This is a genomic window from Amycolatopsis lexingtonensis, from assembly GCF_014873755.1.
Classification (GTDB): domain Bacteria; phylum Actinomycetota; class Actinomycetes; order Mycobacteriales; family Pseudonocardiaceae; genus Amycolatopsis; species Amycolatopsis lexingtonensis.
In genome coordinates this window covers 2,875,118-2,896,758 of record NZ_JADBEG010000001.1, presented here as the reverse complement: position 1 = coordinate 2,896,758, position 21,641 = coordinate 2,875,118, and the positions used below count along the sequence as shown (strand labels likewise).

Genomic DNA, 21,641 nt, shown 5'->3' with positions numbered 1-21,641 from the left:
AACGACCCAAGGCGGCCTTGGTTGCGTGAGACGCACCCAATGTGGCCTTCGGTGCGTCTGACGCACCGAAGGCCACATTGGGGCGCATCACGCCCGGAGACACGACGCCCCCGCACGGTTTGCACCGTGCGGGGGCGTCGTCGTGGTGGGTCAGCGGCCGGGCTGCCACAGCTCCTCGTCGAGCAGCTGGACGGACTCGGCGTCGGTCTCCCCGGTGCGGCGGCCGCGGGGGAGCGTGAACCCGGCGTCCGGATTCCCGTTGACCGACCGGCCGCGCAGTTTCGCGGGCACACCGTCGGTCGCGTCGGCGGCACGGCGCCCGCCGCCGCCCCGGCCGGTGCGCTGCTCGGCCGATCCGGGCCGCAACGTCCCCGCCGTCGCGCCCTGCCCGCCCTGCGGCGGCATCATCGGTGGCATCGAGCTGCCGGCCGGCTTCGCCGTGGCCGGGTTCGCGGTGCCCGGGCGGACCTCCGAAGCCAGGCTGGGCGCGCGTTTCCCGGCGACCGGCTTGGCCAGCGCCGGGATCGCGCCGAGGCCGCCCGCGCCGAATATGCCCGGCAGGCCCGACGCCACCGGCGGTGTCCCCGCGCCGCCGCCCAGGCCGCCGAGCGCCGTCGCGGCAACCGGGAGGGACGCCGCCGGGGACAGCCCGGCCAGCGACAGGCCCGGCGAACCGTCCTGGTCGAGCCCGGGCAGACTCGGAAGCTGCGCATCACTGCCACCACCGCTGCCGACGCCCGCGGATTCGGCGAGGCCTTCCAGCTCGGTCAACGCGCTCATGCCGGCCTCGGCGGCCTTGACGAAGTCCGCGGGGGAGTTGCCTTCCGCGGCCGCCTTCGGCGTCGGCATGAGATCGCCGGGGGACCGCAGGCCGGACGCCGCGACGACCTTCAGCATCGACACGTCGAACTGCCCGCCGAGCGCGTTCATCCGGAACGCCGACGCCTGCTGCGCCGCGATCTTGGCCGGGATCGCGGTCAGCGGGTTCAGGTCGGCCGCGCAGTACGCCGCGTAGCACGCCATGACCTCGGTGTACGCCTCCGAAATCGACGAGGCGAGCGTGGTCAGCGTCTCGGCGGGCTGGGCCGCGTCGATCCGCTCGCCCCACATCTTCAGCTCGGCCAGTGACCGCTGAGTTTTCTCTTCGTGCGCGCGGCCGGCGTCGTCCTGCCATTCCGGGCTGAGCCGGCCGGCGCGGGTGTTGAGTTCCGTGCTCGCGGCGTCGATCCAGGCGCGGCACTCGGTCCACATCTTCGCCGCGTCCAGCAGCACCGAGACCTTGGCCTGTTCGGCCTGGACCATGTCCCGGTGCAGTTCGATGGGCAGCAGGTTGTAGGGCACGACCATGGGTGCTCTCCTCAGGCGGTTTTCTCGGACGGGTGCGGGACCGAGCCCGCCGTCTTCTTGAACAGGTCGACGCCCTGCTTGATGACCTTGGTCGCCGACGCCGCGAGCGTCAGCGCGCCGGCGACGTCGGCGGCGGTGTACCCCGCGGCGGCGGCCTTGACCTTCGTGCTGTCGGTGACCATGTCCTCGGTGACCTTCGTCAGCAGCGCGGCCATCGCGGCGGTGGCGGCCTTGTCGAGCACCGACATCGCGATGCCCTCGAACAGCCCGGTCAGGTTCGGCGGCGTGCCGAGCCGGGCCAGCGACGGCGGCATCGCGGGCGCGGTGAGCTGCCCGGCGTACGTGCTCATCGCGTCGGTGTCGCCGTTGATTTCCTGTGCGGCCATTACCCCTCCTCAGTGACCCGCGCGGAAGCGCGCCGCGCCGTCGGTCTTGTCCACTTGCCACAGCTCTTCGTCGAGCAGCCGGACGGTGTCGTTTTCGGTGTCCCAGCGCCGCCTCGACGCGGGTGGCGGCGTGGCCGCCGAGCCCCGCCGGCCCGCCCGCCCGAGCAGCGGAACACCGGGCGTGGCACCGGGTTTGCGGGACCGCCCGGTGGCGGCGTGCTCGGCGTCCCCCGGCTTGATCTCGGCCGCGGCTTTCCCACCCGCGCCACGCGGCTGCATCGGCGGCAGCATCCCGGGACTCCCGGCGGCGGCCGCCGCACCGGTCGCGGCCGCGGTGCCCAACACCCGCGCGGCCGCTGCCGTCGTCGAGCCGGGGTCCGGCGCCGGGAGCGCCGGGGGCGCCGGCGGTGCCGCGGCGGGAAGTCCCGCCGCACCGAAGCCGCCGCCGGCCGGATCGGCGCCGCCCCCGGCGAGGCTCGGCAACCCGGCGCCGCCCGGACTCCCGTCGCCGAGACCGCTGAGCCGCTCCGCGACTTCGGCCGGTGTCGGGGAACCCAGGTCGGTCGGGCTCGGTGAGCCCACGCCGCCGCCCATCAGCTGCTGAAGTCCCTGCAGCGCCTGGCTTGCCGCGTCCAGGGCGTTCGGCGCCTCCGCCAGCGCCGCCTTGACCGGGTCCTCGGTGGCCGGTTCGTCCGGAGTGGACGGTGGCGCGGCCGTGGGCGCGGGATTCGCGGGCGCCGGCGTGGTGGCACCCGGCGCGGTCGCCGCCGGTCCCGGTTTCGACGCGGGACCGGGCGGGTCCTGGGCCGCGCGCCGCGGACCTCGCCATTCCAGGCCCTTCGCCTTGTGCAGCGCGGTGGTCGCGGCCTCGTACTTGGGCTTCAGGCCGTCGATCTCCGTCATGATGGCGCGGTAGACGTCGTCGAACTGCTCGGCCTGCTCCTCGATGGACAAGCGGGCGAAGTCGTTGCGCAGCTGTTCGACTTTGGTCTGCGCTTCGGAGATGCCGAGTGCCAGGTCGTCGAGGCAGTGGATCACCGTCGACGCCGGATCGCCGCCGGTCGGCGGAAGCCCGTCGGCCAGCGCCAGGTTGGCGAGTCCGCTCGGGTCGACCCAGCTGCGCATGATCGCGGCGTCCCGGTCGGCCCGGGAACGGAACTCCCGGCCCGCCGCGTCCGGCCAGTGGTCGGCTGCGGTGAGGGCCGACGCCTGGGAGTACAAAAGGCCCGCGTGCCGCGAAATCCAGTCGCGGCCCTGGGTCCACATGAGCGCCGCGGACGCGAGCCTGCCGACGTGGAACCGGCGCTCGGCCGTGATCTGCCGGTACCGAGTTTCGATAGCGGAGGTGTCGACGCACTGCCCGATCTGATCTCCCATCGGAACCTCCTCACCGCTCCGGCCGGGCCGCGGGCGGCGGATCGAGTGCCGTGAACTCGGCGCGGGCCTGTTCATCAGCGTCCACGTACGCTTTCGCCGTCCGGTGCACGAACGAGCTGTAGATCTCGAACCCCTGCGTCACCTGCGTGATGAACTCCTGCAGGGCCTGCATGCTCGTGTTGTCCGCGCTCGTGAGCGCTTCGCACAGGGGACTGCCGAAGCCGTCCGGGCACGGGAGCGCCATTTCCCGCCGGCTGACCGCCGCGGGGACCGGGTCCCGTTCGAGGCTGTCCAGCAGCACCTTCGAAAACGCCCGCATGGCGTCGGTGTCGCCCTCGATGTCACCACTCATGGTCCACTCCTGATCTCACGTCGTCGGGGGGTGCCAGGCGAGCTGGACGAGGCCCTTGCCGCCGCGGCGGTCGACCAGCCAGCCGCGGCCGGGCGGGAGCACCTGGGCGCGCATGCCGCCCAGCAGCGGGCCCTCGTCGCGGTCGCCGGACATCATCAGGCCCGGCGTGCCGACTTCGCGGAGCCGGCCGAGGAACGGCTCGAACAGGCCGCGCCCGGCCCCGCCGGTCCGGCGGGCCAAGACCACGTGCAGGCCGATGTCCGAGGCCTGCGCGACCAGCGGCAGCAACGGCATCAGCGGGTGGTCCCGGTGCGTGGCCACCATGTCGTAGTCGTCGACCAGTACGAAGATTTCCGGTCCCTGCCACCAGTTCCGGGCCCGGAGCTGCTCGGGCGTGACGTCCGGGCCGGGCAGCCGCTTGGTCAGCGCCTCGGCCGTTTCGGTGAGCATGCCACCGCTGTGCTCGTCGTTGACGCCGAAGCCGAGGAGGTACTCGTCGGCGACCTCGCCGAGCAGGCCGCGGCGGTGGTCGACCACGATGATGCGGGCTTCGCCGGGCCGGTAGGCGCCCTGGATCCGCTTGGCCAGCGCGCGCAGGAACGACGTCTTGCCGCTCTGGGCGTCGGCCAGCAGGAAGAAGTGCGGGTCGGCGGCGAAGTCCAGGCGCAGCGGCGAAAGGTCGTGCTCGTGGATGCCGACCGCGAGCCCGGCGTGCTCGCCGGTCAGCTCGTCGGCGGCGGGCAGTTCTGCGTAGGGGAGCTGCGTCGGCAGCAGCCGGACCGGCGGCGCCAGCTCGCCGGGCCACGCCGTGCGGACCGCCTCGACGAGCGCGCCGGTGCCGTCGGCAAGGTCACCGGCTGCCGACACGCCGTCGATGCGGGGCAAGGCCACCAGCATCTGGTGCCCGGTCGGCGAAATCCCGCTGCCGGGCGCGTCGGCTGGCACGCTCATCGCGGCCCGCCGGTCGATGATCGAGTCGATCGGGTCGCCGATCTTCAGCTCCAGCCGGCTGGCGAACAGGTCCCGGATGTTCATCCGCAGGTCGAACGCGCGGGCGCAGCTCGCCACGACGTGGACGCCGTAGGACAGGCCGCGCGCGGTGAGGTCGCCGACCGCCTCCTCGAGCTCGGGGAAGTCGGTGCGCAGGGTCTGCCAGCCGTCGATCACGAGGAAGACGTCGCCGTGCGGGAGCTCGGCGAACCGGCCTTCCGCGCGCAGCCTGCGGTAGGTGGCGATGCCGTCGATCCGGTGCTCGGCGAAGAGGCGTTCCCGCCGGGCCAGCAGGTCCGCGACCTCGGCGACCGTCCGCCGCACGGCCCCGGTGTCCAGCCGGCCCGACACGCCCGAGACGTGCGGCAGCCCGGCGATCGACGCGAGCGTGCCGCCGCCGAAGTCCAGGCAGTAGAACTGCGCTTCGCGCGGGGTGTGGGTGAGCGCGAGGCTGGTGATCAGCGTGCGCAGCGCCGTGCTCTTGCCCGCCTGCGGCGCCCCGAGCACCAGCACGTGCCCGGCGGCGCCGGAGAGGTCGAGGACCAGCGGGTCGCGCCGCTGCTCGAACGGCCGGTCCACGATCCCCAGCACGGGCCGCAACGCGCCGGGCGCGCCGGCGGTCAGCCCGCGCTGCCGGTCGACGGCCAGGCCGGGCAGCAGCCGGTCCAGGGTGGGCGAGTCCGACAGCGGGGGCAGCCACACCTGGTGCGCCGGCGTGCCCTGGCCGGTCAGCCGGTCGACGAGGATGTCCAGCAGGGTTTCGCCGGTGGCGGGCTCGTCGGCGGGTTCGGGCTCGGCCTCGCCGGTGTCGAGCTCGCCGGCGACGTAGGCGGTCGTGTACTCACGCAGCGTCAGCTGGTCCGCGGGCGTCACCGGCCGCACGCCGCCGGTCGCGGCCCGCTGGTGGACGCCGGAGACGTAGGCGGAGCGGAACCGGTCGAGCTGGTCGGTGCCGACCTTCAGGAACCCGTGCCCGGGCGCGCGCGGCAGCCGGAACGCCTCCGGGTGGCCGAGCACCGCGCGGCTTTCCATCTCGGAGAACGTGCGCAGCCCGACCCGGTAGGACAGATGGCTTTCCAGCCCGCGCAGCCTGCCCTCCTCGAGTCGCTGCGAGGCGAGCAGCAGGTGCACGCCGAGCGACCGGCCGACGCGTCCGATCTGGACGAACATGTCGATGAAGTCGGGCTTGGCCGACAGCAGCTCGGAGAACTCGTCGCAGATCACCAGCAGCGTCGGCACTTCGGGCAGTGGCGCACCGGCTACGCGGGCTTTTTCGTAGTCGCGCAGGGAAGCGAAGTTCCCCGCCGCGCGCAGCAGCTCCTGGCGGCGGATGAGCTCGCCGTTGATCGCGTCGGTCATCCGGTCGACGAGGTGCAGCTCGTCGGCCAGGTTCGTGATCACGGCGCTGGTGTGCGGCAGCGCGTCCAGCCGGGTGAAGGTCGCCCCGCCCTTGAAGTCGACCAGCGCGAAGTTCAGCGAGTTCGGCGGGTGGGTGACCGCCAGCGCCAGCACGAGGGTGCGCAGCAGCTCCGACTTGCCGGACCCGGTGGCGCCGATCAGCAGGCCGTGCGGGCCCATGCCGTCCTGGGCGGACTCCTTGAGGTCGAGCTCGATCGGCGTCCCGTCGGCCTGGATGCCGAACTGGACGCGCAGCCGGTCGCGGTTCGGCCGGGGCACCCAGGTGTCGGCCGGGTCGAACGCGTACGGGTCGCCGAGCCCGAGCAGCTCGGCCAGGCCCAGCTCCGCGGTCATCGGCGCGTCGCCGCCCCGGCCCACGGTCAGCCGCAGCGGGGCGAGCTGCCGGGCGAGGCCTTCCGCCGCGCGCGGGCCCAGCGCGTCCGCGCGGCCGAGCGGGGCCTCGCCGTCGATGGTCTCGCTGACGAGGTCGCCGCCGTCGTCCACCGCCAGCACCACGGTGGTGCGGTCCAGCGCCCGCGGCGGCATCGTCGTCAGGTCCACGACGGTGACGCCTTCGACGCCGCCGCCGGTCATCAGGTGGTCGGAGCCGGCGACCGAACCGCCGTCGAGGACGACCACGATGTGCGGGCCGGGCACCCGGCCGTCGGACTCCGGGTCGAAGCGGGGCCGCTTCGCCAGTTCCTCTTCGAGCACCGACTCCAGCGCGGGGATCGTGGGTGCCACCAGGCGAAGCGGGCCGAGCGCGTCGGCGCGCTCGGGGTGCAGCGCGTGCGGCAGCCACTTGACCCAGTCCCAGTCGCCGCGGCGGTCGTCGGACAGGCAGACGGCCATCCGCAGGTCGTCCGGCGACTGCAGGGTGGCCAGCTGGGCCAGCATCGCGCGCAGCAGACCGAGCGCGGCCTCGCGGTCGCCGCGCACGTGGATCCGGCTGAACCCGTTGACGGCGATGGCCAGCGGCAGCCGGTCGACGGTGCTGTAGGTGGTGATGAACCGGCGCAACGCGAGCGCGGACAACGGTTCCAGCTCTTCCAGCGGCTTGGTGTCCGGCGCGACCAGCGTCGTGGCCGGCCCCTGCGCGCCGCGGCCGATCCGGGCGACGCCGAAGTCGGCGTCGTCCTTGCGCCGTTCCCACAGTCGGTAGCTCGCGGCCAGCGACCACAGCGACGCCGGATCCGGGTGCAGGTACTCCATCGCCTCGCGCTGGCGGCGCACCGAGCGGCGCAGCCGCAGCCGGTGCTGGGCGAGGTGCCGCAGGTACTTGCGGCGCGCGTACCCCATCTCCCGCCGGCTCGGGCCGCCGCCCTGCAGCAGGCCCATCACGACCATGCCGAGCATGCCGACGCCCATCAGCCCGAAAACGGCGTAGCGGACGGATCCGCCCGCCGAGCCGGAGAACATCAGCATCATCGCCCCGGTGGTGCCCACCATCGGCAGCACCATCAGCAGCTGCGCCCACTGCCGCGCGGGCGGCGCCGGGATCTCCGGCGGCGCCTGGAGGATCAGCTCGCCGGAGGGCAGCTCCGGCGAGGGCCGGCGGGCCGGCCGCTTAACCACGATTGTCGCCACCCCACGAGCGTCCCCGCCCGGCGGCGCCCGGTGGGCGCGGTGACCGGAACAAGACGCGTGCGGCGTCGAGGCCCGGTTCCCGCCCTAGCCTGGCCGGGACAGGCGCAATCCGACCGGAGGGAAACCGCGATGTTCGGTTCGACAGGGGGAATCGACGGCGACGTCGACGCCATGCTGCGGCAGGCGAAGACGTCGTCGGAGACCGCCACCAACCTGCAGAACAGCTCCCAGCACGTGACGAGTGCCGGGGCCGACCTGCGCTCGGCGAGCAGCGGCCGCTGGGCCGACGGCTTCGCCGACGCCGATCAGGGCCGCCAGACGGTCGTCGACCACCACCTGGCCCCGAAGTACCTGGCGGCGTCCGACGCGATGCACCGCGGCGCCGGCGGCTACCAGGACGCCGACGACGCGGCCAACCAGGAAGCCAACCGCGTGACCTACCAGGGCGGCGGCTTCGACATCTCGAACCGGATCTGACGAAGGGGAATCGCCATGACGTCCCGGATCACCGGAAACAGCGACTCGATCCACAGCACGGCGCAGACCGTGGCGCAGGGCGCGCAGCAGAGCCGCGAACACACCGACGACCACCACCACGGCGCGGGCTTCCTCTACGAGAACGAACTCACCGACAGGTTCGGCTCGAGCTACTACGAGGTCGTCGGCAACGTCCAGGCGAAGGCCAACGAGGCCTGGGAACAGCAGAACGCGCAGAGCCAGGGCCTCGTCCGGGCCGACGATCACCTGATGAGCGCGGTGCGTGCCGCCGAGCAGGCGATCCGCGGCATCTGAGGACGGGAAGACGAGCGGCCCCGGAAGACTTCCGGGGCCGCTTTCGCGTGCGTCAGACGAGGAACACCTGCTCCGGCGGTTCGACAGCCGCGGGTTCGACAGGCACCGGCGCGGCCCAGCCCGCCCGCCAGCGCCGCCGCCTGCCCCGGGGCACGACCACCGCGACCAGCCCGCCCACCACCAGCGCACCTCCCACGCCGACAGCCAGCCACTTCGCCGCCGTCGCCGTTTCGCGCTCCGCAGACTCCCGGTCGAGCCGGGCACGGTCCGGTGGCTGGGGCACGAAAGCAGGCAGCAGCGCGGGTTTTGCCGGGTCCAGCCCGTCGGTCACCGCGCGGTAGGGATCGACCACGCCGGCGCCGAAGGCGTGGCTGCCGCGGCCGCCGCGGGCCGGGGTCGCCGTCGCCAGCAGCCGCTGGGCCACTTGAGCCGCGCTCAGCTGCGGCCAGGCCGAACGTACCAGCGCCGCGGTCCCGGCGACGAACGGCGCGGCGAAGCTGGTGCCGTCCACATAGGCGTGCCCGCCCGCCCGGGTCGTGGTCAGCACCTTCGCCCCCGGGGCCACGATATCGACGTACGGGCCGATCTGCGAGCCACTCAGCCGGGCGCCGTCGATGTCGACGGCCCCCACCCCGAGGACCCCGTCGTAGGCCGCCGGGTACGACGGCAGCTCGCCGCTCGTGTCCTTCTGCGCGTTGCCCGCCGCCGCCACGACGAGCGCGTCGCGCGACACCGCGTACGCGACCGCGTCGCGGATCACCGGGAAGTCGTCGTGGCCGGCCAAGGACAGGTTGATCACCTTCGCGCCCTGGTCCGCGGCGTAGCGGATGCCGTTCGCGACGACCTGCGGGTCGATCCGCAGCGACTCGCCCTGGTCGCCGACGTCCCGGTCGCTGATCCGCACCGGCAGGAGCACCGCGTCCGGCGCCACGCCGTGGAACCCGATGCCCGGCACCGGGTCCGCGCCGACGATGCCGGCCACCCCGGTGCCGTGGGACACGCAGTCGAACGCCCCGGGCAGCGCGCCGGCGAGGTAGAAGTCACGGCCCGGCAACACCTTTCCCGGCCGGTTCAGCTGCGGGTGGTCGGCGTCCACACCGGAGTCGACGACGGCGACGACCACGCCCGCGCCGCGGCTGTGCGGCCACGCCCGTTCCGGGGAAAGCGCTTGCTGGGCCCACGGCTGGGCCGGCACGGTGGCGTGCGCGGGTTCCGGTTCGTGGCAGGCGCCGGCGGGTGGCGCCGCGTGGGCCGGCGGTGCGACGAGGAAGGGCAGCGCGGCCGCGGCCAGCACGGCGGCGAGTCGTCTTGGTCGGGTCACGTCCGCCATCGTCCGCCGCGAGCTGCGGCGCCGGGACGTCGTGGCGACAACAGGACACCCGCTCAGTCCGCGCCGAAGTGGTGCAGGAGGGCGGCGAACTGTTCGTACGGCGGCGCCGGGTCGCCGTCGAACCGGCACCAGACCGCGGTGTGCCGGCCGGAGCCGAGGAGTTTCACCCGTGCGGCCGGGGCGCGGTGGGCGTGGGCAATGCCGTTCTCCGCCACCAGCTCGGGTCCGAAGAGGACACCGTACGGCAGCGCGGTCGCCACGCCGGGGGAGCGCAGCCCGGACCGCCGCCCGGGGTGCGCGCCGACGACGACCAGCCGGGCCGTGCGGGCGGATTCAGTGGCCAGCGCTTCGATGCCGGCTCTCGCCACGGTGCCGGCCGCGGGGCCGCTCAGCTCGACGTCTTCGACGACCACACCGTCCACTTGCGACATCCGCAGCCGCCCGATGACGCCGTCGCCGGCCACGACGACGTTCACCGGACGGGGATGGCGCCGCCGGAGATGATCCGCGAGGTCGTCGGTGGACCACGGCTGCGTGACCGGCTCGGCGACGCCCCAGCCGAGCGGCGGGCCGCCGGTGAGGGCCCGCATCGCGGTCTCGACGCTCGCGCCGGGCCGGGGCGGATCCGCGGTGACGATGCGCACCTCCAGCTCGCCGGACCCCGGTACGTGAACCGGGATTTCCGGCGCGCGGCCGGCGTCACGGACGAACCGGAGCCCGTTCCACGTCAAGGGAAAACCCCGGAAGCCGTCGCGGTCGCCCGCGACCCAGTCGCCGAGGCCGTCGCGGAGCAGCAGCTCCAGCGGGAAGGTGAGGCGGCTGTGCTCCGGGGTGCGCACCTGCAGCGCCCGCCCGCCGCGCGCGGCCGCCTTGGCCGCGTCGACCAGCCACGTCGTGGCGGGCACGACGGCGCGGTGCTGTCCGACGACGACGGCCTCCGCGGTGACGAGGTCGGCGGCCGGGGTCACCGGCTCGACCACGTCCGGCCCCCGGTCGCGACGGCCAGTGCCTCGGCGAAGGTCCTGGCCACCGCTTCGGCTTCGGCGTCGTCGTCCGGGGCGCGGCCTTCGACCCACCACACCGGAGGCGGAACGTCGAGACCGAGCAACCGGTCCACCTCGCCGGGAACGCGCACCAGCCGGGCGCCTTCGACCGTCAGCAGCACCCGGCCGCCGGCGTGCCGGACCCCGATCAGCCGCCGGCCCGCGTCGAAGTCCACAAAGGACTCTTCGCCCGCCGTCAGCAGCGCGGCGACGACGGCTTCGGGACCGGGTTCGCGCCGGCACAGCGCGACGACGTCGAAGGTCATGCCGCCATCGTCCGGCCCGGCGGGGCGTAGAAGACCGTCGTGGCAAGAACAAGTCACCGGGCCGTCCGAGGCCCCGGACAGCGTGACACTGGGCCGGAGACGACCTCCGGAGGTGGCCGTGGATTCCCCGTTCCCGTTCGACTTGCGCGCCGACCACGCGCGCCTGGCCGGCGACATCAGGTCGACGCAGCGGCGCATGGCCGAGATCCGGGCCACCGCCGAGTCCGACGACGGGCTGATCGGCGTCACCGTCGGCGGCGCGGGCGAGCTGCTCGACCTCCGGCTGGACCCGCGCATCTACCGCACGACAGACGCGGCCGCGCTCGCGCGCGACATCACCGGCACCGTGCACCGGGCCGTCGAACTCGCCGAAGAGGAGGGCCTCGCCATCGTCGCGAGCCTGCTGCCGCCGGACGCCACCCCCGCGTCGACCGATCTGCGCTTCGACCCGCTGTTGCACGAACTCGACCGCAGGAGCGCCCGATGACCGGGATCGACCACGACGGCGACGGCCGCATCGACATGGACCCGGACGAGACCACCGCCCGGCTGGGCCGGCTGCGCGAGGCCGGCACGGCGCTGGACGCGGCCTGGCCCGGGTGCCGGGACCGGATCGAGGTTCCCGGGCGCCTGGGCGGCGGCCCGCTGGGGCAGGCGCTGGCAAAAGTCTACAATGGACCGAAGCAGGCGATCGGCGACGCGATGGCCCAGCTGACCGGCGCGTACCAGACGCTGGCGGCCAACGGTGACCAGGCGGTGCGGGTCTACGAGGCCGCGGACCGCGCGGCCGCCGCCGAATTCCCCCGGTGACCCGCGCCCGGCGATGACCGACCTCCTCGAACCGGACGGCGATCTGTGGCGCTGGGTCGTCGCGAACGGCGGCCGGCCGAAGGACTCGCTGTGGCCGCCGGACAGCGAGACAGACGCCCACGACCTCGCCCAGGCGTGGACCGTCGCGGCGAAGGCGCTGCGCGACGCCGTCGAGCACTCCGACCAGGCCGCGGCCGACCTGCGGGTGACCTGGACGGACGCGGCCGGGTTCGAGATGTACTACGCCGTCCACTCGCTGAACCACGGCGACACCGGCGACTCGGGCATCGCCGGCCTCGCCACCGCGATGGACGGCCTGGCGGCGCTGTGCCAGGACTACGCGAACAAGGTCAGCAGCGCCAAGTTCCTGATCCGGACGTACATCGCGCAGAACGAAAGCCTCTTCGCGCACTGCACCAGCTTGGCGGGGCAGCTGGTGTTCGTGATCACCGTGGCGAGCCGGGTCGCGAAGATCCAAACCGACCTGGCCGACAACTTCGGCAAGCCCCCGGAACCGAAGAAACCTGATAAACCGCACGGCTTCTTGGGGAACGTCGGCGAGTTCTTCGCCGGCATCGGCGAGGGCGCGAAGGAGATGGTGGTCGGCTTCGGCGCACTGGTGGGTTACGCCGACGGCCACTGGTCGTGGTCGACCGCCGGACAGGCGTGGGGCGGCCTGGGCAAGTTCGCGCTCGCCGCCGCGACCTACGCCGTGCCGGGGCTGTCGTCGATCGACCAGACCTACGGCCTGCCGGGCTTCGAACGCGGCGAGATGGGCCGCACGCTCGTCGACGCCGGCAAGTCCCTGGTCGCGTGGGACGAGTGGAGCGACGACCCGGCCCGCGCGGGCGGCAAGGCGACGTTCAACATCGTCAGCTCCGTCCTGGGCACGAAGGGAGCGGGCGCGGCGATGCGCGGCGCCGGCGCGGCCGCGGCGGGCAGCCGGATCGGCGCGGTCGCGGCGGCCGGTCGCGTGCTGGAGACGACTGGTTCGGCCATCACGAAGATCCCCACGGCCACCGAAGTGGCGGGGAAGGTGGTCCGCAAGATCCCGGGCGTCGAGGGGGCGCTGTCGCGGTTCGGGCTCGGGCGGGGCGCGCCCCATGTCGAGGAGCCGGCTGCGCGGCGGGAAGGGGGATCGGGGGAGGGGCCACCGGGGGATCCGCCGGGCGGGCCGCCGCCGGAGAACGTGCCGAGCCGGCCGAACTCGGCGCGGGAGGAGGGGCCGGGTGGGGAGCGGCGGCCGGATCGTACGGGGGAGCACACGCCTTCCGAACGCGCGCCGGAGCGGCCGGTGCGTGCTTCGGAACGGCCTGCTGAGCACGCTTCGGAGCGGCCTGGTGGGCGTGCTTTGGAGGGGTCCGCCGAGCATGCTTCGGAGCGACCGGCGGAGCACGGGGCGTCCGAGGGCGCGCGGGAGCGGTCCGCGGAACCCGTGGCGCGGCCGGGTTCCGTCGGCGAGGCGATGGGCGGGGAAACGCACGGGAACCAGCCGCACACCGCGGCGGAACCGGGCCGGGGCGAGGCACCCGCCGCGCACCGGAACCCCGAACCGTCGGGGCGCCACGAGCCGGGGGACACCGCGCCGTGGCGGGACGCGAAGGCCGAGCTGGACCCGCGCACCCAGCAGGCACGCCTGACGGGTTCCCTCGAGCCGGCACGGGAAGCGCACGCCACGACCGGCGTGGGCGGCGACCACTTCTTGGAGCAGGAGCGCTGGGCGGGAGCCGCGTCGCCCGAGCCGAAGACGCCGACGCAGAAGGTGGCGTTCGCCGTACTCCGGGGGCTGGGGGTGCTGCACACGGGCATCGACATGGTCGCGGGGCACGATTTGCTTCCCACCAGCAAGCTGACCCCGTTGCACCCGCCCAAGAACCACAAGCCGAAGGGCCACGAGGAGAAGCCGGCCGAGCCCGCGCCGGAGTCCACTTCGGACCCGAAGCCCGGCGACCCGGCAGTCCCGCCGAAGCCCGGTGAGGGTGCTGTCGCGCACGTCGACCCCGACACGCTGAAGGTCGATCACGTCGAACCCGCCGAGCGACCTCACCCGGAGCCGACCCCGGCCGGCGCACCAGCCGGCCGCGGCCACCCGAGCAGCGACATCGACAGGGCGATCAACCCGGACACCGCGCACGAGCACGGCCCCCGCCCTGACGATCCGCCTCCGGCCGCCGCTCGAGAGCACGGTCCCCAGCCGGACGATCCGCCGCCTCCGGACGGCGCCCACGAGCACGGCCCCCACCCCGACGACCCACCGCCCCCGGACCCCGCCAACGCCCACGCCGAAAGCACCCCGTCCGGCAGCTCGTTCCACGTCGGCGACCCGGACCTGGGCGACCTGCCCCACCGGGTACCGCCCGACCCGGACGGCCGCTACACCGTCGACGTCCACGTCACCCCGGACGGCCACGCCCGCATCGGCGACCACCACTACACCCCGAAGGAGTTCGCCGACGTCCTGCGCCGCAATGCCGACTACGACGGCGGCCCGATCCGCCTGATCGGCTGCGACGCGAGTTCCAACGCGTTCGCCCACGGCCTGGCCCGCGAACTCGACACCGAAGTCCTGGCCCCGACGAAGGCCGCCTGGACCGACTCCCGTGGCCGCGTCTTCTCCTCAGGCTTCGAAATCGGCCCGGACGGCCGCCTCCGCCCCCGCATCCCACCCGACGGCGAGTGGAACACCCACCACCCGGACGGCTCCACCCACCGCGCCGGCGAAGACGGCTTCGCCCCCGGCAGCCACCACGGTGACCCGCACGACGTCGACGCGGACAGCGCGCGCCACCGCGGTGACGGCGACGACTTCAACCCGCAGCACCAGGTCGAGGGACGCTGGAAGGAGCCGGCGAACTGGACGCCGCCGGGTGAGGAAGTACGCCTCGGCGCGAACGAGAACTTCTTCGACCACGCCGGGGAACTGAAGCCGGACACGCGCTACCACGTCCTGGATCCCGACGGCACCGTCCGCACCCGGGTGTACACCGACCACCGCGGCCAGGTGTCCCATGTGGACGCGCACGCGCCGAACACGCTGCGCGGCGGCAATCCGGAGGTCGCCCACCCGGTCCCGGACGCCGACTACCGGGTGCAGGTCGGGCGCCGGCACGACATCTACCCGACCGGTCCGGACGGGAGCGTGCGGACCGTCACGCACCACGACGTCAAGACCGTGCACGGGACGCGGGACGTCACGCGCGTCGACCACGTCGAAACCCCGCCGGAACCGGCCCGGCACACCGATATCGGACCGCACGACCCGCGCGCGCCGCGGGCGGACCAGCCGTTCGGCACGCGGGGGGACCTCGACCCGGACACCCGTTACCACGTCACGGACTCCGAAGGGAACCCGCGCGGCAGCTTCCAGACCGACGGTGCGGGCCGGGTCAAGTGGGTCGACACCCACGAGGGCACGCCCGGCCGTCCCAACCCGGACCTCGAGCACCGGGTGGCGAACGGCAACTACCGGGTCGACCGCGGGCCGAACCACCAGGAGTTCCACGTCGGCGCGGACGGCAGGCCCGAGCACGCGGCCACCTGGCGGCAGCCGCCCGACTCGGGTGAGGCTGTCGTGCACACCGGAAACCTCCGCCAGGGCGAGGCGTTCAACCGGCAGGGCCACGTCGACGCCGAGGGCAACTCGCCCCTGGCCGGCGCGCGCGAGCACCGGGTGTTCGACGACCACGGGCAGTTCCGCGGTTCGTTCCACACCGACGCGGACGGCCGGATCACCCACGTCGACACGACGACCGGGCAGCGGGCCCGGACCAACCCCGAGATCACCCACGCGCCGGAAGGGGCGAAGGTCACCCAGGACGGCTTCTACGGCACCGGCAAGGCCAAGACCGTCCAGGAGACGTGGCCCCCGCCCGACCGGGAAGTCACGTTCTCGCACAAGAAGAAGGGCGGTGGCTTCGCCGGGGGCCGCCCGGACGGCTGGAGCGACGCGGAGGTGAAGGCCGTGACCGGCCCGGTCACCGGCAAGCGCGGCACGCCGCTGGTCGATCGCGCGGACCTGCCGCCGAGTACCCGGATCCACGTCGTCGACCAGAAGGGGCACCCGTACACGACCGTCCAGACCGGACCGGACGGCACGGTCACCCACGTCCACACCTTCCAGCCGACCAACCCCGACCTGAACTACCCGCCGCCGAGCGCGACGGTGCGCGTCGACCACGGCCTCGAGGTGCGCAACCCGGACGGCAGCACTCGGATCACCGAGGGCGACGTGCACCGCACCGACGCGCGCGGGAACACGGTGGCGACCTCGGGGCCGCCCGACGCGGCGGGTGCCAGCCAGATCCGGCGCGACACCACCGCGCAGTCCGAAGTGGGCGCGCTGGGCGGCAAGGGGCCGGACAACCGGAACATCGACGACGGTGGCCACCACGGCAGCACTTCGACGGGCAAGGGCGGCGAGTCGATCAACCAGTCCACCGAGGGGCGCATCGACAACAGCAACGCGGGCACCAAGGACGTCGAAGCCACCTACGACCCCGAAGACAGCTGGTACCAGATGGAACGCGTCCGCGACGAGCACCTCGACCGGGTGGCGCACGAAGACGTCATGCCGGCGCGGGACCCGGGCGTCGACGATCCGCACACCCGCCACTACCGTTCCTACGGCGTGGACGAGCAAGGCCGAATCACCGTCAATGTCAGGAGTTTCCCCGGTGACCACAACACCCCGCTCTGGCCCCGTGACTTCCGGCGGTGAGAGCCACGAGGACCTCGTCCAGCGACTCGGGATCGCGCTGCTGGACCTGGTGCCCGAGGAAGGCTGGCGGCGGATCGACCTCGTCAGCTCGATGACCGTGCCGGTGCAGGACCTCGGCCTGACCGTGATCATGGACGACGGCTCGCGGCCGGAGATCCGGCCGCCGCACGAGCTGAACGTCGTCCTCGCGAAGCTGCGCACGCTGACCTACCGGCCCGGTCGCGGCGCCTGGTTCTCGGCGCGGGTCTCGATGAACCCGCCCGGGGCGATCTTCTACAACTACAACTACGACCACGAGCCCCGGCTGACCCCGCCGATGACGGCCGCGGACTACGCCGAGGACCTGAAGGTGTTCCCGCGCGAACCGGAGCACATTCCGGCCTGGCTGCGGGAAAAGCTGGCGAGCGGCGAGGAGCGGAACTGATGCCGATGCCCCGGATGCCGCTGACCACGGCGCAGGCCCACGAAGTGCTCAAGGACTTCACCACGTGGATGATCCACTCGGTGCCGGCGGACTGGGACCAGCTGTTCCTCACGTTCCGGTCGGTCGGCGGGTACGTCGAGCTGCGCGCGTCGATCATCACCGTGCTCGGCGGCGGCCTCGAGTGGACGCCGCCGCCCGGCGTCGCCGAGTTCTTCGCCGGCCTCAGGGACGACATGGCACGGCCGGGCGAGGGCACCTGGACGTCGCTGCGCTACCACCTGGTGCACCCGGGCCGCTACGACGCGGAGTACGACTGGGACGGTGAGCCGGACTGGGACCACGTCCCGTCCCGCGAACACTTCGCCGCCGAAGCCGGGAGGTACCCGCGAGAGACCGTTCCCGGCTGGCTCCGGCAGCGGCTGACCGCGGAGTGACCGCTCAGGACGTGCTCAACGGGAACCGCAGCTCGAAGATCGCGCCGCCCTCGTCGGCGTTGTAGACCGACAGCGTCCCGCCGTGGGCCTCGGCCACCCACCGCACGATCGAGAGCCCCAGCCCCGACGACCCGCCGGTGCTCGCGAAGCGGTCGAACGCGTCCTCGGTCAGCGTCGTGTCGATGCCCGGGCCGTGGTCGGCGACCGTCACCGTGCCGCCCGCCACCATCACGTGGACGATCGCCGGGGCGCCCGGCTGGCGGCCGTAGCGCAACGCGTTGTTCAGGAGGTTTCCGACGGCTCGCTGGACCAGGGCCGGGTCGGCGTTCACCTTCGTCGGGGCCGTCGTCACCGTGACCTGGGCGCCGTCCGGTTCGGTGTCGTCGACCACGCCCGCCACGAGCTGGTCGAGCCACACCGGCTGGATGCTCAGCTGCTCGACGCCGGCCGCGAGGCGGGCGCGGACCAGGAGGTCGTCGATGATGCCGCCCATCCTCGCCGCCAGGCGGACCGTGCGGGGCAGCAGGTCCGTGCGCTGGGCCGGGTCGAGCATCGCCGTCTCGGCCAGCGCGCGCAGCGCCGCCACCGGGGTGCGCAGGTCGTGCGCGGTTTCGGCGAGGAGGACCTCCTGCTGCTGCAAGGCCGACGCCGCCGGGCGGATCGACCGGCCGGACAGCACGTGCGCCGCGAACCCGAGCGCCGTGACCAGCAGCGCGCAGCTGCCGATCACCAGCAGCAGGTAGCGCGTGTGCTCGGCCGACACGGCCGCGGTGTCCTCGACCGCGACCACCGCGGCGAAGGGCTTGCCCGTCCGGCTGAGCAGCGGCTCGGCCCGGACCTGGACCAGCTCGCCGCCCGAGCCGCGCTGGTAGCCGGTCACGACCGTGCCGCCGCGCACCGCGTCGGTGGCCAGCCCGTCGAGCACCTGGGCGTCCACCGGCACGCACGTCCGCCGCGACAGGTGCGGCTGGAACCCGGCCGCGCCGCCGGGCAGGATCGCGAACTGCGGGCACTGCTCGTTCAGCACGTCGGTGTTGACGAGGGCGAGGTCGATCGCGTCGTCGTAGCCGACCAGCCTGCTCACCGACGACGTGACGCGCAGGAGGTCGGCGTTGATCCGCTCGGTGCCCTGGTCGGCGTCTTCGCTGATCATGAACCAGGCGAACGCGATCAGCCCGACGGCGTTGACCGCGGTGAACAGCGCCGTCAACGCCCAGCGCAGCCGCCGCAAGCGGTCTGCCGACGACCCGTTCACCCGGCACCCAGCCGGTAGCCGAGGCCGCGCACGGCGTGGATCAGCTCCGGTTCCCGCAGCTTGCGGCGCAACCGGCGGATCGTCACGTCGACCACGTTGGACAGCGGGTCGGTCGTGCTGTCCCAGCAGTGCTCCAGCAGATCGGCCCGCTGCACCGGGTCGCCACCGTGCACCAGGAGGTACTCCAGCACCGCGTACTCCTTGTTCGACAACGTGAGCAGGACGCCCGCCCGGCGCACTTCGCGGCGCGCGCAGTCCATCACCAGGTCGTCGTGCCGCAGCACGGACGGCCGGTCGAGCCCGGCGTTGCGGCAGAGGTTGAGCACGCGCTCGGTCAGCTCGGCCACGGCGAACGGCTTGACGAGGTAGTCGTCGCCGCCGTGCTCGAAGCCCGCGACCCGGTCGGCGAGCGCGTCGCGCGCGGTCAGGAACAGCACCGGCGTCCGCCAGCCTTCGAGGCGCCGTGCGTGGACGTACCCGATCGCGTCGCCGTCGGGCAGCATCCGGTCGAACACGACGCAGCCGTGCCGTCCGGCGCGCAGGGCCTGGTCGGCGGTCGCGAGATCGCCCGCGACCTCGACGGCGAGGCCCGCCGCGCCGAGCCGCGCGGCCACCGCGACCCGCAGGTTTTCGTCGTCCTCGACGACCAGCACGCTTGTCATCGAAACCTCAGGTGCCCGGGGGAAAGTGGCCACATGCCCGAGCACGTTAACGCGTCGGCGGGCGAAGACCAGCGGATCCGCGGGATCTGGCATGAACCGGCCGCGGCGAAACGAGGGGATGGGGCGATGGACCAGGCAAGCGGGCTCAGTCTCGTCGAGGGGACCGGACCGGACACGGCGGTCGGCGAGGTCCTGATCATGAGTGCCGACATTAGTGCGGCGGCCGTCGGCGAGTTCCGCCGGATCGCGCACGCGAACCTGCGGGCGGGGGTGCCCTGCCGGGCGCTGTTCCCGGACTCGGCGCGGCTGTCGGGCGCGGCGCGGGCACTGGCGCTCGCCGGGGCGCGGGTGCGGACCGACACGGACGTCCCGATGGAGGCGCTGGTGCTCGACCGCCGGTCCGTGGTGCTGCCGGCCGAACGCCCGGGCCCCCATTTCGTTTCGGGGGCCCCGGGTGGCGGAGCCCCCGGCTCGGGGCGGAGCCCCGGATGTCACGGCCTGGTTTCGTTCCGGCTGCCGGGAATGGTCACCGCGACGGCCGGGCTGTTCGAGCGGGCCTGGCGGACCGCCGTGCCGCTCGGGCCGTCGGACCTGCCCGAGCCCGGCGACGACGAGATGCTGACCGCGCGCGAGCGAGACCTGCTGGTGCTGCTGTGCTCCGGCAGCACCGACGAGTCGGCGGCGGCGCAGCTGGGCATCTCGGTCCGCACGGTCGGCCGGATGGTCGCCGACATCATGAACCGGCTCGGCGCGCGCAGCCGGTTCCAGGCCGGGGCCAAGGCCGTCGATCGCGGCTGGCTGCTGGCCGAGGCGGGCTGATGACCGGCCGGACGCTGGAGGTCGCGGCGCGGCCCGGCGCGTACGCCACGATCGGCGAAGCGCTGGCCGACGCCGGCGACGACGCCCTCATCACCGTCGCCGCAGGCACGTACCGCGAAGTGTTCGAACTGGCCGGGCGCCGCGTGACGCTGGTGGCCGCGGACGGCGCGGCCGTGGTCGTCGACGGCGTCGGCACCGACCGGCCGGTCTTCGCCGTGCAGGGCGGATCCTTCGCGCTGCGCGGGATCGAAGTGCGCGCCGGGGACGCGGCCGCGATCTTCGCCGACGACGTCGCGCTCACCGTGCGGCAGTGCGTCTTCGCCGGCGGGCGCGGCCCGGCGATCCGGATCCGGGGGACCGCGGGGTTCGAGGTGACCGGGTGCGCCGTCTCGGGCGGGGAGCAGGGCATCGTCGTCGAAGGCGGCTCCGGCACGCTCGCCGACACCACGGTCGGGGACGTCACCGGCGACGGCGTCATCGTCGCGATGGGCGCCGACCCGGTCATCCGCAACTGCGCGGTGACCGGGTGCGGGCTGCGCGGGCTGTACGTCTACCAGTACGCCCGGCCGGTGGTCGAACGCTGCGAGATCACCCGGACCGGCCAGGAGGGCATCGCGGTGGCGCACCACGGCGCGCCCGAGCTGTCCGGCTGCACGGTCCGCGACGCGCGGGGCGCCGGGATCACGTTCGCCGCGGGCTGCGGCGGCCGGGTGTCCGGGTGCCGCGTGGAGAACACCGCGGAACCGGGCATCGTGGTGGCGCCGGGTGCGACGACGACGGTGGCCGCGGCGGCCGACCCGGCGGCGTCCGGTGGCCTCGGCAGCCAGGAGCTGGACGACCTGCTGGCCGAGCTGGACGCGATGGTCGGGCTGCCCGGCGTGAAGGCCGAAGTGCGGGCGCTGGTCGACGAGCTGCAGGTCAACGAATGGCGCCGCCGGGCCGGGCTGCCGGTCGGCCCGACCGGCCACCACCTCGTGTTCGCCGGCTCTCCCGGCACCGGGAAGACGACGGTCGCGCGGATCTACGGGAAGCTGCTGAAGGCACTGGGCGTCTTGCCGCGCGGCCAGTTCCGCGAGGTGTCGCGGCGGGACCTGGTCGGCCAGTACATCGGGCACACCGCGGAGAAGACCGCGGTCGTGGTCGAGGAGGCGCTCGGCGGCGTGCTGTTCATCGACGAGGCCTACACGCTGTCGCGCTCGGCGTCGGCGGGCGGCGACTTCGGCCAGGAAGCCATCGACATGCTCGTCAAGCTGATGGAGGACCGCCGCGACGACGTGGCGGTGATCGTGGCCGGCTACACCGCCGAAATGGCGGAGTTCATGTCGGCCAACCCCGGTCTCGCGTCCCGCTTCGGCAAGACGATCGAGTTCGCGGACTACACGCCCGGCGAGCTGCTCGGCATCGTCGGCCGGATGGTCTCGGCGGGGGACTACGCACTGGACCGGGCGGCGCACCCGGTGCTGCTCGACTTCTTCACCGGCGCCGCCGCCGAACCGAACTTCGGCAACGCCCGCGACGCGCGGCGGCTGTTCGAAGGCATGCGCAAGGCGCAGTCCCAGCGGCTGCGGCGGCTGGGCCGGATCCCGGACGTGGCCGAACTGCGCGAGCTGCTCGCCGACGACGTGGTGGTGGCGGCCGCACGCTAACGTGCT

19 protein-coding genes are annotated in these 21,641 nt (G+C 73.7%); 9 read left to right on the top strand and 10 right to left on the bottom strand.

The window, feature by feature from the left end; translation table 11 throughout:
• Positions 1 to 150: 150 nt before the first annotated feature.
• From H4696_RS13150 to eccCa, 5 genes are read right to left on the bottom strand one after another with little or no spacing between them, the layout of a single operon-like run.
• Positions 151 to 1,347, bottom strand: a complete 1,197-nt coding sequence (locus H4696_RS13150; protein WP_086865366.1) for a hypothetical protein — start codon at positions 1,345 to 1,347, stop codon at positions 151 to 153.
• An 11-nt stretch (positions 1,348 to 1,358) separates the two neighbouring features.
• On the bottom strand, positions 1,359 to 1,733 hold the full coding sequence (locus tag H4696_RS13145) for a hypothetical protein (RefSeq protein ID WP_086865365.1): 375 nt from the start codon (positions 1,731 to 1,733) through the stop codon (positions 1,359 to 1,361).
• 9 nt (positions 1,734 to 1,742) lie between these two features.
• Positions 1,743 to 3,110 carry a hypothetical protein gene (locus H4696_RS13140; protein ID WP_192782284.1) on the bottom strand — a complete coding sequence of 456 codons (1,368 nt, stop codon included), beginning with the start codon at positions 3,108 to 3,110 and terminating at the stop codon, positions 1,743 to 1,745.
• A 10-nt stretch (positions 3,111 to 3,120) separates the two neighbouring features.
• A complete protein-coding gene (locus H4696_RS13135; RefSeq protein ID WP_086865611.1) occupies positions 3,121 to 3,462 on the bottom strand; it encodes a hypothetical protein in 342 nt (113 codons plus the stop codon).
• A 15-nt stretch (positions 3,463 to 3,477) separates the two neighbouring features.
• On the bottom strand, positions 3,478 to 7,437 hold the full coding sequence (eccCa, locus tag H4696_RS13130; protein ID WP_086865610.1) for a type VII secretion protein EccCa: 3,960 nt from the start codon (positions 7,435 to 7,437) through the stop codon (positions 3,478 to 3,480).
• 129 nt (positions 7,438 to 7,566) lie between these two features.
• Between eccCa and H4696_RS13125 the strand changes: the two genes are divergently transcribed.
• Together H4696_RS13125 and H4696_RS13120 are read left to right on the top strand one after the other, a co-directional pair.
• Positions 7,567 to 7,914, top strand: coding sequence for a hypothetical protein (locus H4696_RS13125; RefSeq protein ID WP_086865609.1), 348 nt, complete (start codon positions 7,567 to 7,569; stop codon positions 7,912 to 7,914).
• 15 nt (positions 7,915 to 7,929) lie between these two features.
• Complete coding sequence (locus tag H4696_RS13120) at positions 7,930 to 8,229, top strand: hypothetical protein (protein ID WP_086865608.1); 300 nt, start codon at positions 7,930 to 7,932, stop codon at positions 8,227 to 8,229.
• Between the two features lie 52 nt (positions 8,230 to 8,281).
• On the opposite strand, the gene mycP is transcribed toward H4696_RS13120, so the two are convergent.
• The 3 genes from mycP to H4696_RS13105 are packed head-to-tail and all read right to left on the bottom strand — an operon-like array spanning position 8,282 to position 10,868.
• Positions 8,282 to 9,559, bottom strand: coding sequence for a type VII secretion-associated serine protease mycosin (gene mycP / locus H4696_RS13115; RefSeq protein ID WP_086865607.1), 1,278 nt, complete (start codon positions 9,557 to 9,559; stop codon positions 8,282 to 8,284).
• A gap of 53 nt (positions 9,560 to 9,612) precedes the next feature.
• Entirely contained in the window at positions 9,613 to 10,539 is a 927-nt protein-coding gene (locus H4696_RS13110) for a DUF6177 family protein (protein ID WP_086865606.1), read from the bottom strand.
• Positions 10,524 to 10,868, bottom strand: a complete 345-nt coding sequence (locus H4696_RS13105; RefSeq protein WP_086865605.1) for a hypothetical protein — start codon at positions 10,866 to 10,868, stop codon at positions 10,524 to 10,526. Before H4696_RS13105 ends, H4696_RS13110 begins: the two co-directional genes overlap by 16 nt.
• Before the next feature lie 118 nt (positions 10,869 to 10,986).
• Here H4696_RS13105 and H4696_RS13100 point away from each other — a divergent pair, with 118 nt between their 5' ends.
• From H4696_RS13100 to H4696_RS13080, 5 genes are read left to right on the top strand one after another with little or no spacing between them, the layout of a single operon-like run.
• The gene (locus H4696_RS13100; protein WP_249027304.1) at positions 10,987 to 11,355 is read left to right on the top strand and encodes a YbaB/EbfC family nucleoid-associated protein; all 369 of its coding nucleotides are present in this window, start codon (positions 10,987 to 10,989) and stop codon (positions 11,353 to 11,355) included.
• Positions 11,352 to 11,678, top strand: coding sequence for a hypothetical protein (locus H4696_RS13095; RefSeq protein ID WP_086865603.1), 327 nt, complete (start codon positions 11,352 to 11,354; stop codon positions 11,676 to 11,678). The genes H4696_RS13100 and H4696_RS13095 overlap by 4 nt, the downstream gene beginning before the upstream one ends.
• A gap of 13 nt (positions 11,679 to 11,691) precedes the next feature.
• Complete coding sequence (locus H4696_RS13090) at positions 11,692 to 16,395, top strand: WXG100-like domain-containing protein (RefSeq protein WP_192782283.1); 4,704 nt, start codon at positions 11,692 to 11,694, stop codon at positions 16,393 to 16,395.
• Complete coding sequence (locus tag H4696_RS13085; protein ID WP_249027219.1) at positions 16,379 to 16,819, top strand: hypothetical protein; 441 nt, start codon at positions 16,379 to 16,381, stop codon at positions 16,817 to 16,819. The genes H4696_RS13090 and H4696_RS13085 overlap by 17 nt, the downstream gene beginning before the upstream one ends.
• Complete coding sequence (locus H4696_RS13080) at positions 16,819 to 17,253, top strand: hypothetical protein (RefSeq protein ID WP_225955674.1); 435 nt, start codon at positions 16,819 to 16,821, stop codon at positions 17,251 to 17,253. The genes H4696_RS13085 and H4696_RS13080 overlap by 1 nt, the downstream gene beginning before the upstream one ends.
• 4 nt (positions 17,254 to 17,257) lie before the next feature.
• Here the strand turns inward: H4696_RS13080 and H4696_RS13075 are convergent, their stop codons facing one another.
• Entirely contained in the window at positions 17,258 to 18,508 is a 1,251-nt protein-coding gene (locus tag H4696_RS13075; RefSeq protein ID WP_086864543.1) for a sensor histidine kinase, read from the bottom strand.
• Complete coding sequence (locus H4696_RS13070; protein WP_192782282.1) at positions 18,505 to 19,170, bottom strand: response regulator transcription factor; 666 nt, start codon at positions 19,168 to 19,170, stop codon at positions 18,505 to 18,507. The genes H4696_RS13075 and H4696_RS13070 overlap by 4 nt, the downstream gene beginning before the upstream one ends.
• Before the next feature lie 33 nt (positions 19,171 to 19,203).
• Between H4696_RS13070 and H4696_RS13065 the strand changes: the two genes are divergently transcribed.
• Positions 19,204 to 19,989, top strand: coding sequence for a helix-turn-helix transcriptional regulator (locus H4696_RS13065; RefSeq protein WP_225955673.1), 786 nt, complete (start codon positions 19,204 to 19,206; stop codon positions 19,987 to 19,989).
• The gene (locus H4696_RS13060; protein ID WP_086864541.1) at positions 19,989 to 21,635 is read left to right on the top strand and encodes a right-handed parallel beta-helix repeat-containing protein; all 1,647 of its coding nucleotides are present in this window, start codon (positions 19,989 to 19,991) and stop codon (positions 21,633 to 21,635) included. The genes H4696_RS13065 and H4696_RS13060 overlap by 1 nt, the downstream gene beginning before the upstream one ends.
• The last annotated feature ends 6 nt before the right edge of the window (positions 21,636 to 21,641 follow it).

What these genes read in the sequence shown, in the direction of transcription:
- H4696_RS13150 (WP_086865366.1), bottom strand. Translation starts at nt 1,347, where the DNA reads ATGGTCGTGCCCTACAACCTGCTGCCCATCGAACTGCACCGGGACATG.
- H4696_RS13145 (WP_086865365.1), bottom strand. Translation starts at nt 1,733, where the DNA reads ATGGCCGCACAGGAAATCAACGGCGACACCGACGCGATGAGCACGTAC.
- H4696_RS13140 (WP_192782284.1), bottom strand. Translation starts at nt 3,110, where the DNA reads ATGGGAGATCAGATCGGGCAGTGCGTCGACACCTCCGCTATCGAAACT.
- H4696_RS13135 (WP_086865611.1), bottom strand. Translation starts at nt 3,462, where the DNA reads ATGAGTGGTGACATCGAGGGCGACACCGACGCCATGCGGGCGTTTTCG.
- H4696_RS13125 (WP_086865609.1), top strand. Translation starts at nt 7,567, where the DNA reads ATGTTCGGTTCGACAGGGGGAATCGACGGCGACGTCGACGCCATGCTG.
- H4696_RS13120 (WP_086865608.1), top strand. Translation starts at nt 7,930, where the DNA reads ATGACGTCCCGGATCACCGGAAACAGCGACTCGATCCACAGCACGGCG.
- mycP (WP_086865607.1), bottom strand. Translation starts at nt 9,559, where the DNA reads ATGGCGGACGTGACCCGACCAAGACGACTCGCCGCCGTGCTGGCCGCG.
- H4696_RS13105 (WP_086865605.1), bottom strand. Translation starts at nt 10,868, where the DNA reads ATGACCTTCGACGTCGTCGCGCTGTGCCGGCGCGAACCCGGTCCCGAA.
- H4696_RS13095 (WP_086865603.1), top strand. Translation starts at nt 11,352, where the DNA reads ATGACCGGGATCGACCACGACGGCGACGGCCGCATCGACATGGACCCG.
- H4696_RS13090 (WP_192782283.1), top strand. Translation starts at nt 11,692, where the DNA reads ATGACCGACCTCCTCGAACCGGACGGCGATCTGTGGCGCTGGGTCGTC.
- H4696_RS13080 (WP_225955674.1), top strand. Translation starts at nt 16,819, where the DNA reads ATGCCGATGCCCCGGATGCCGCTGACCACGGCGCAGGCCCACGAAGTG.
- H4696_RS13070 (WP_192782282.1), bottom strand. Translation starts at nt 19,170, where the DNA reads ATGACAAGCGTGCTGGTCGTCGAGGACGACGAAAACCTGCGGGTCGCG.
- H4696_RS13065 (WP_225955673.1), top strand. Translation starts at nt 19,204, where the DNA reads ATGCCCGAGCACGTTAACGCGTCGGCGGGCGAAGACCAGCGGATCCGC.
- H4696_RS13060 (WP_086864541.1), top strand. Translation starts at nt 19,989, where the DNA reads ATGACCGGCCGGACGCTGGAGGTCGCGGCGCGGCCCGGCGCGTACGCC.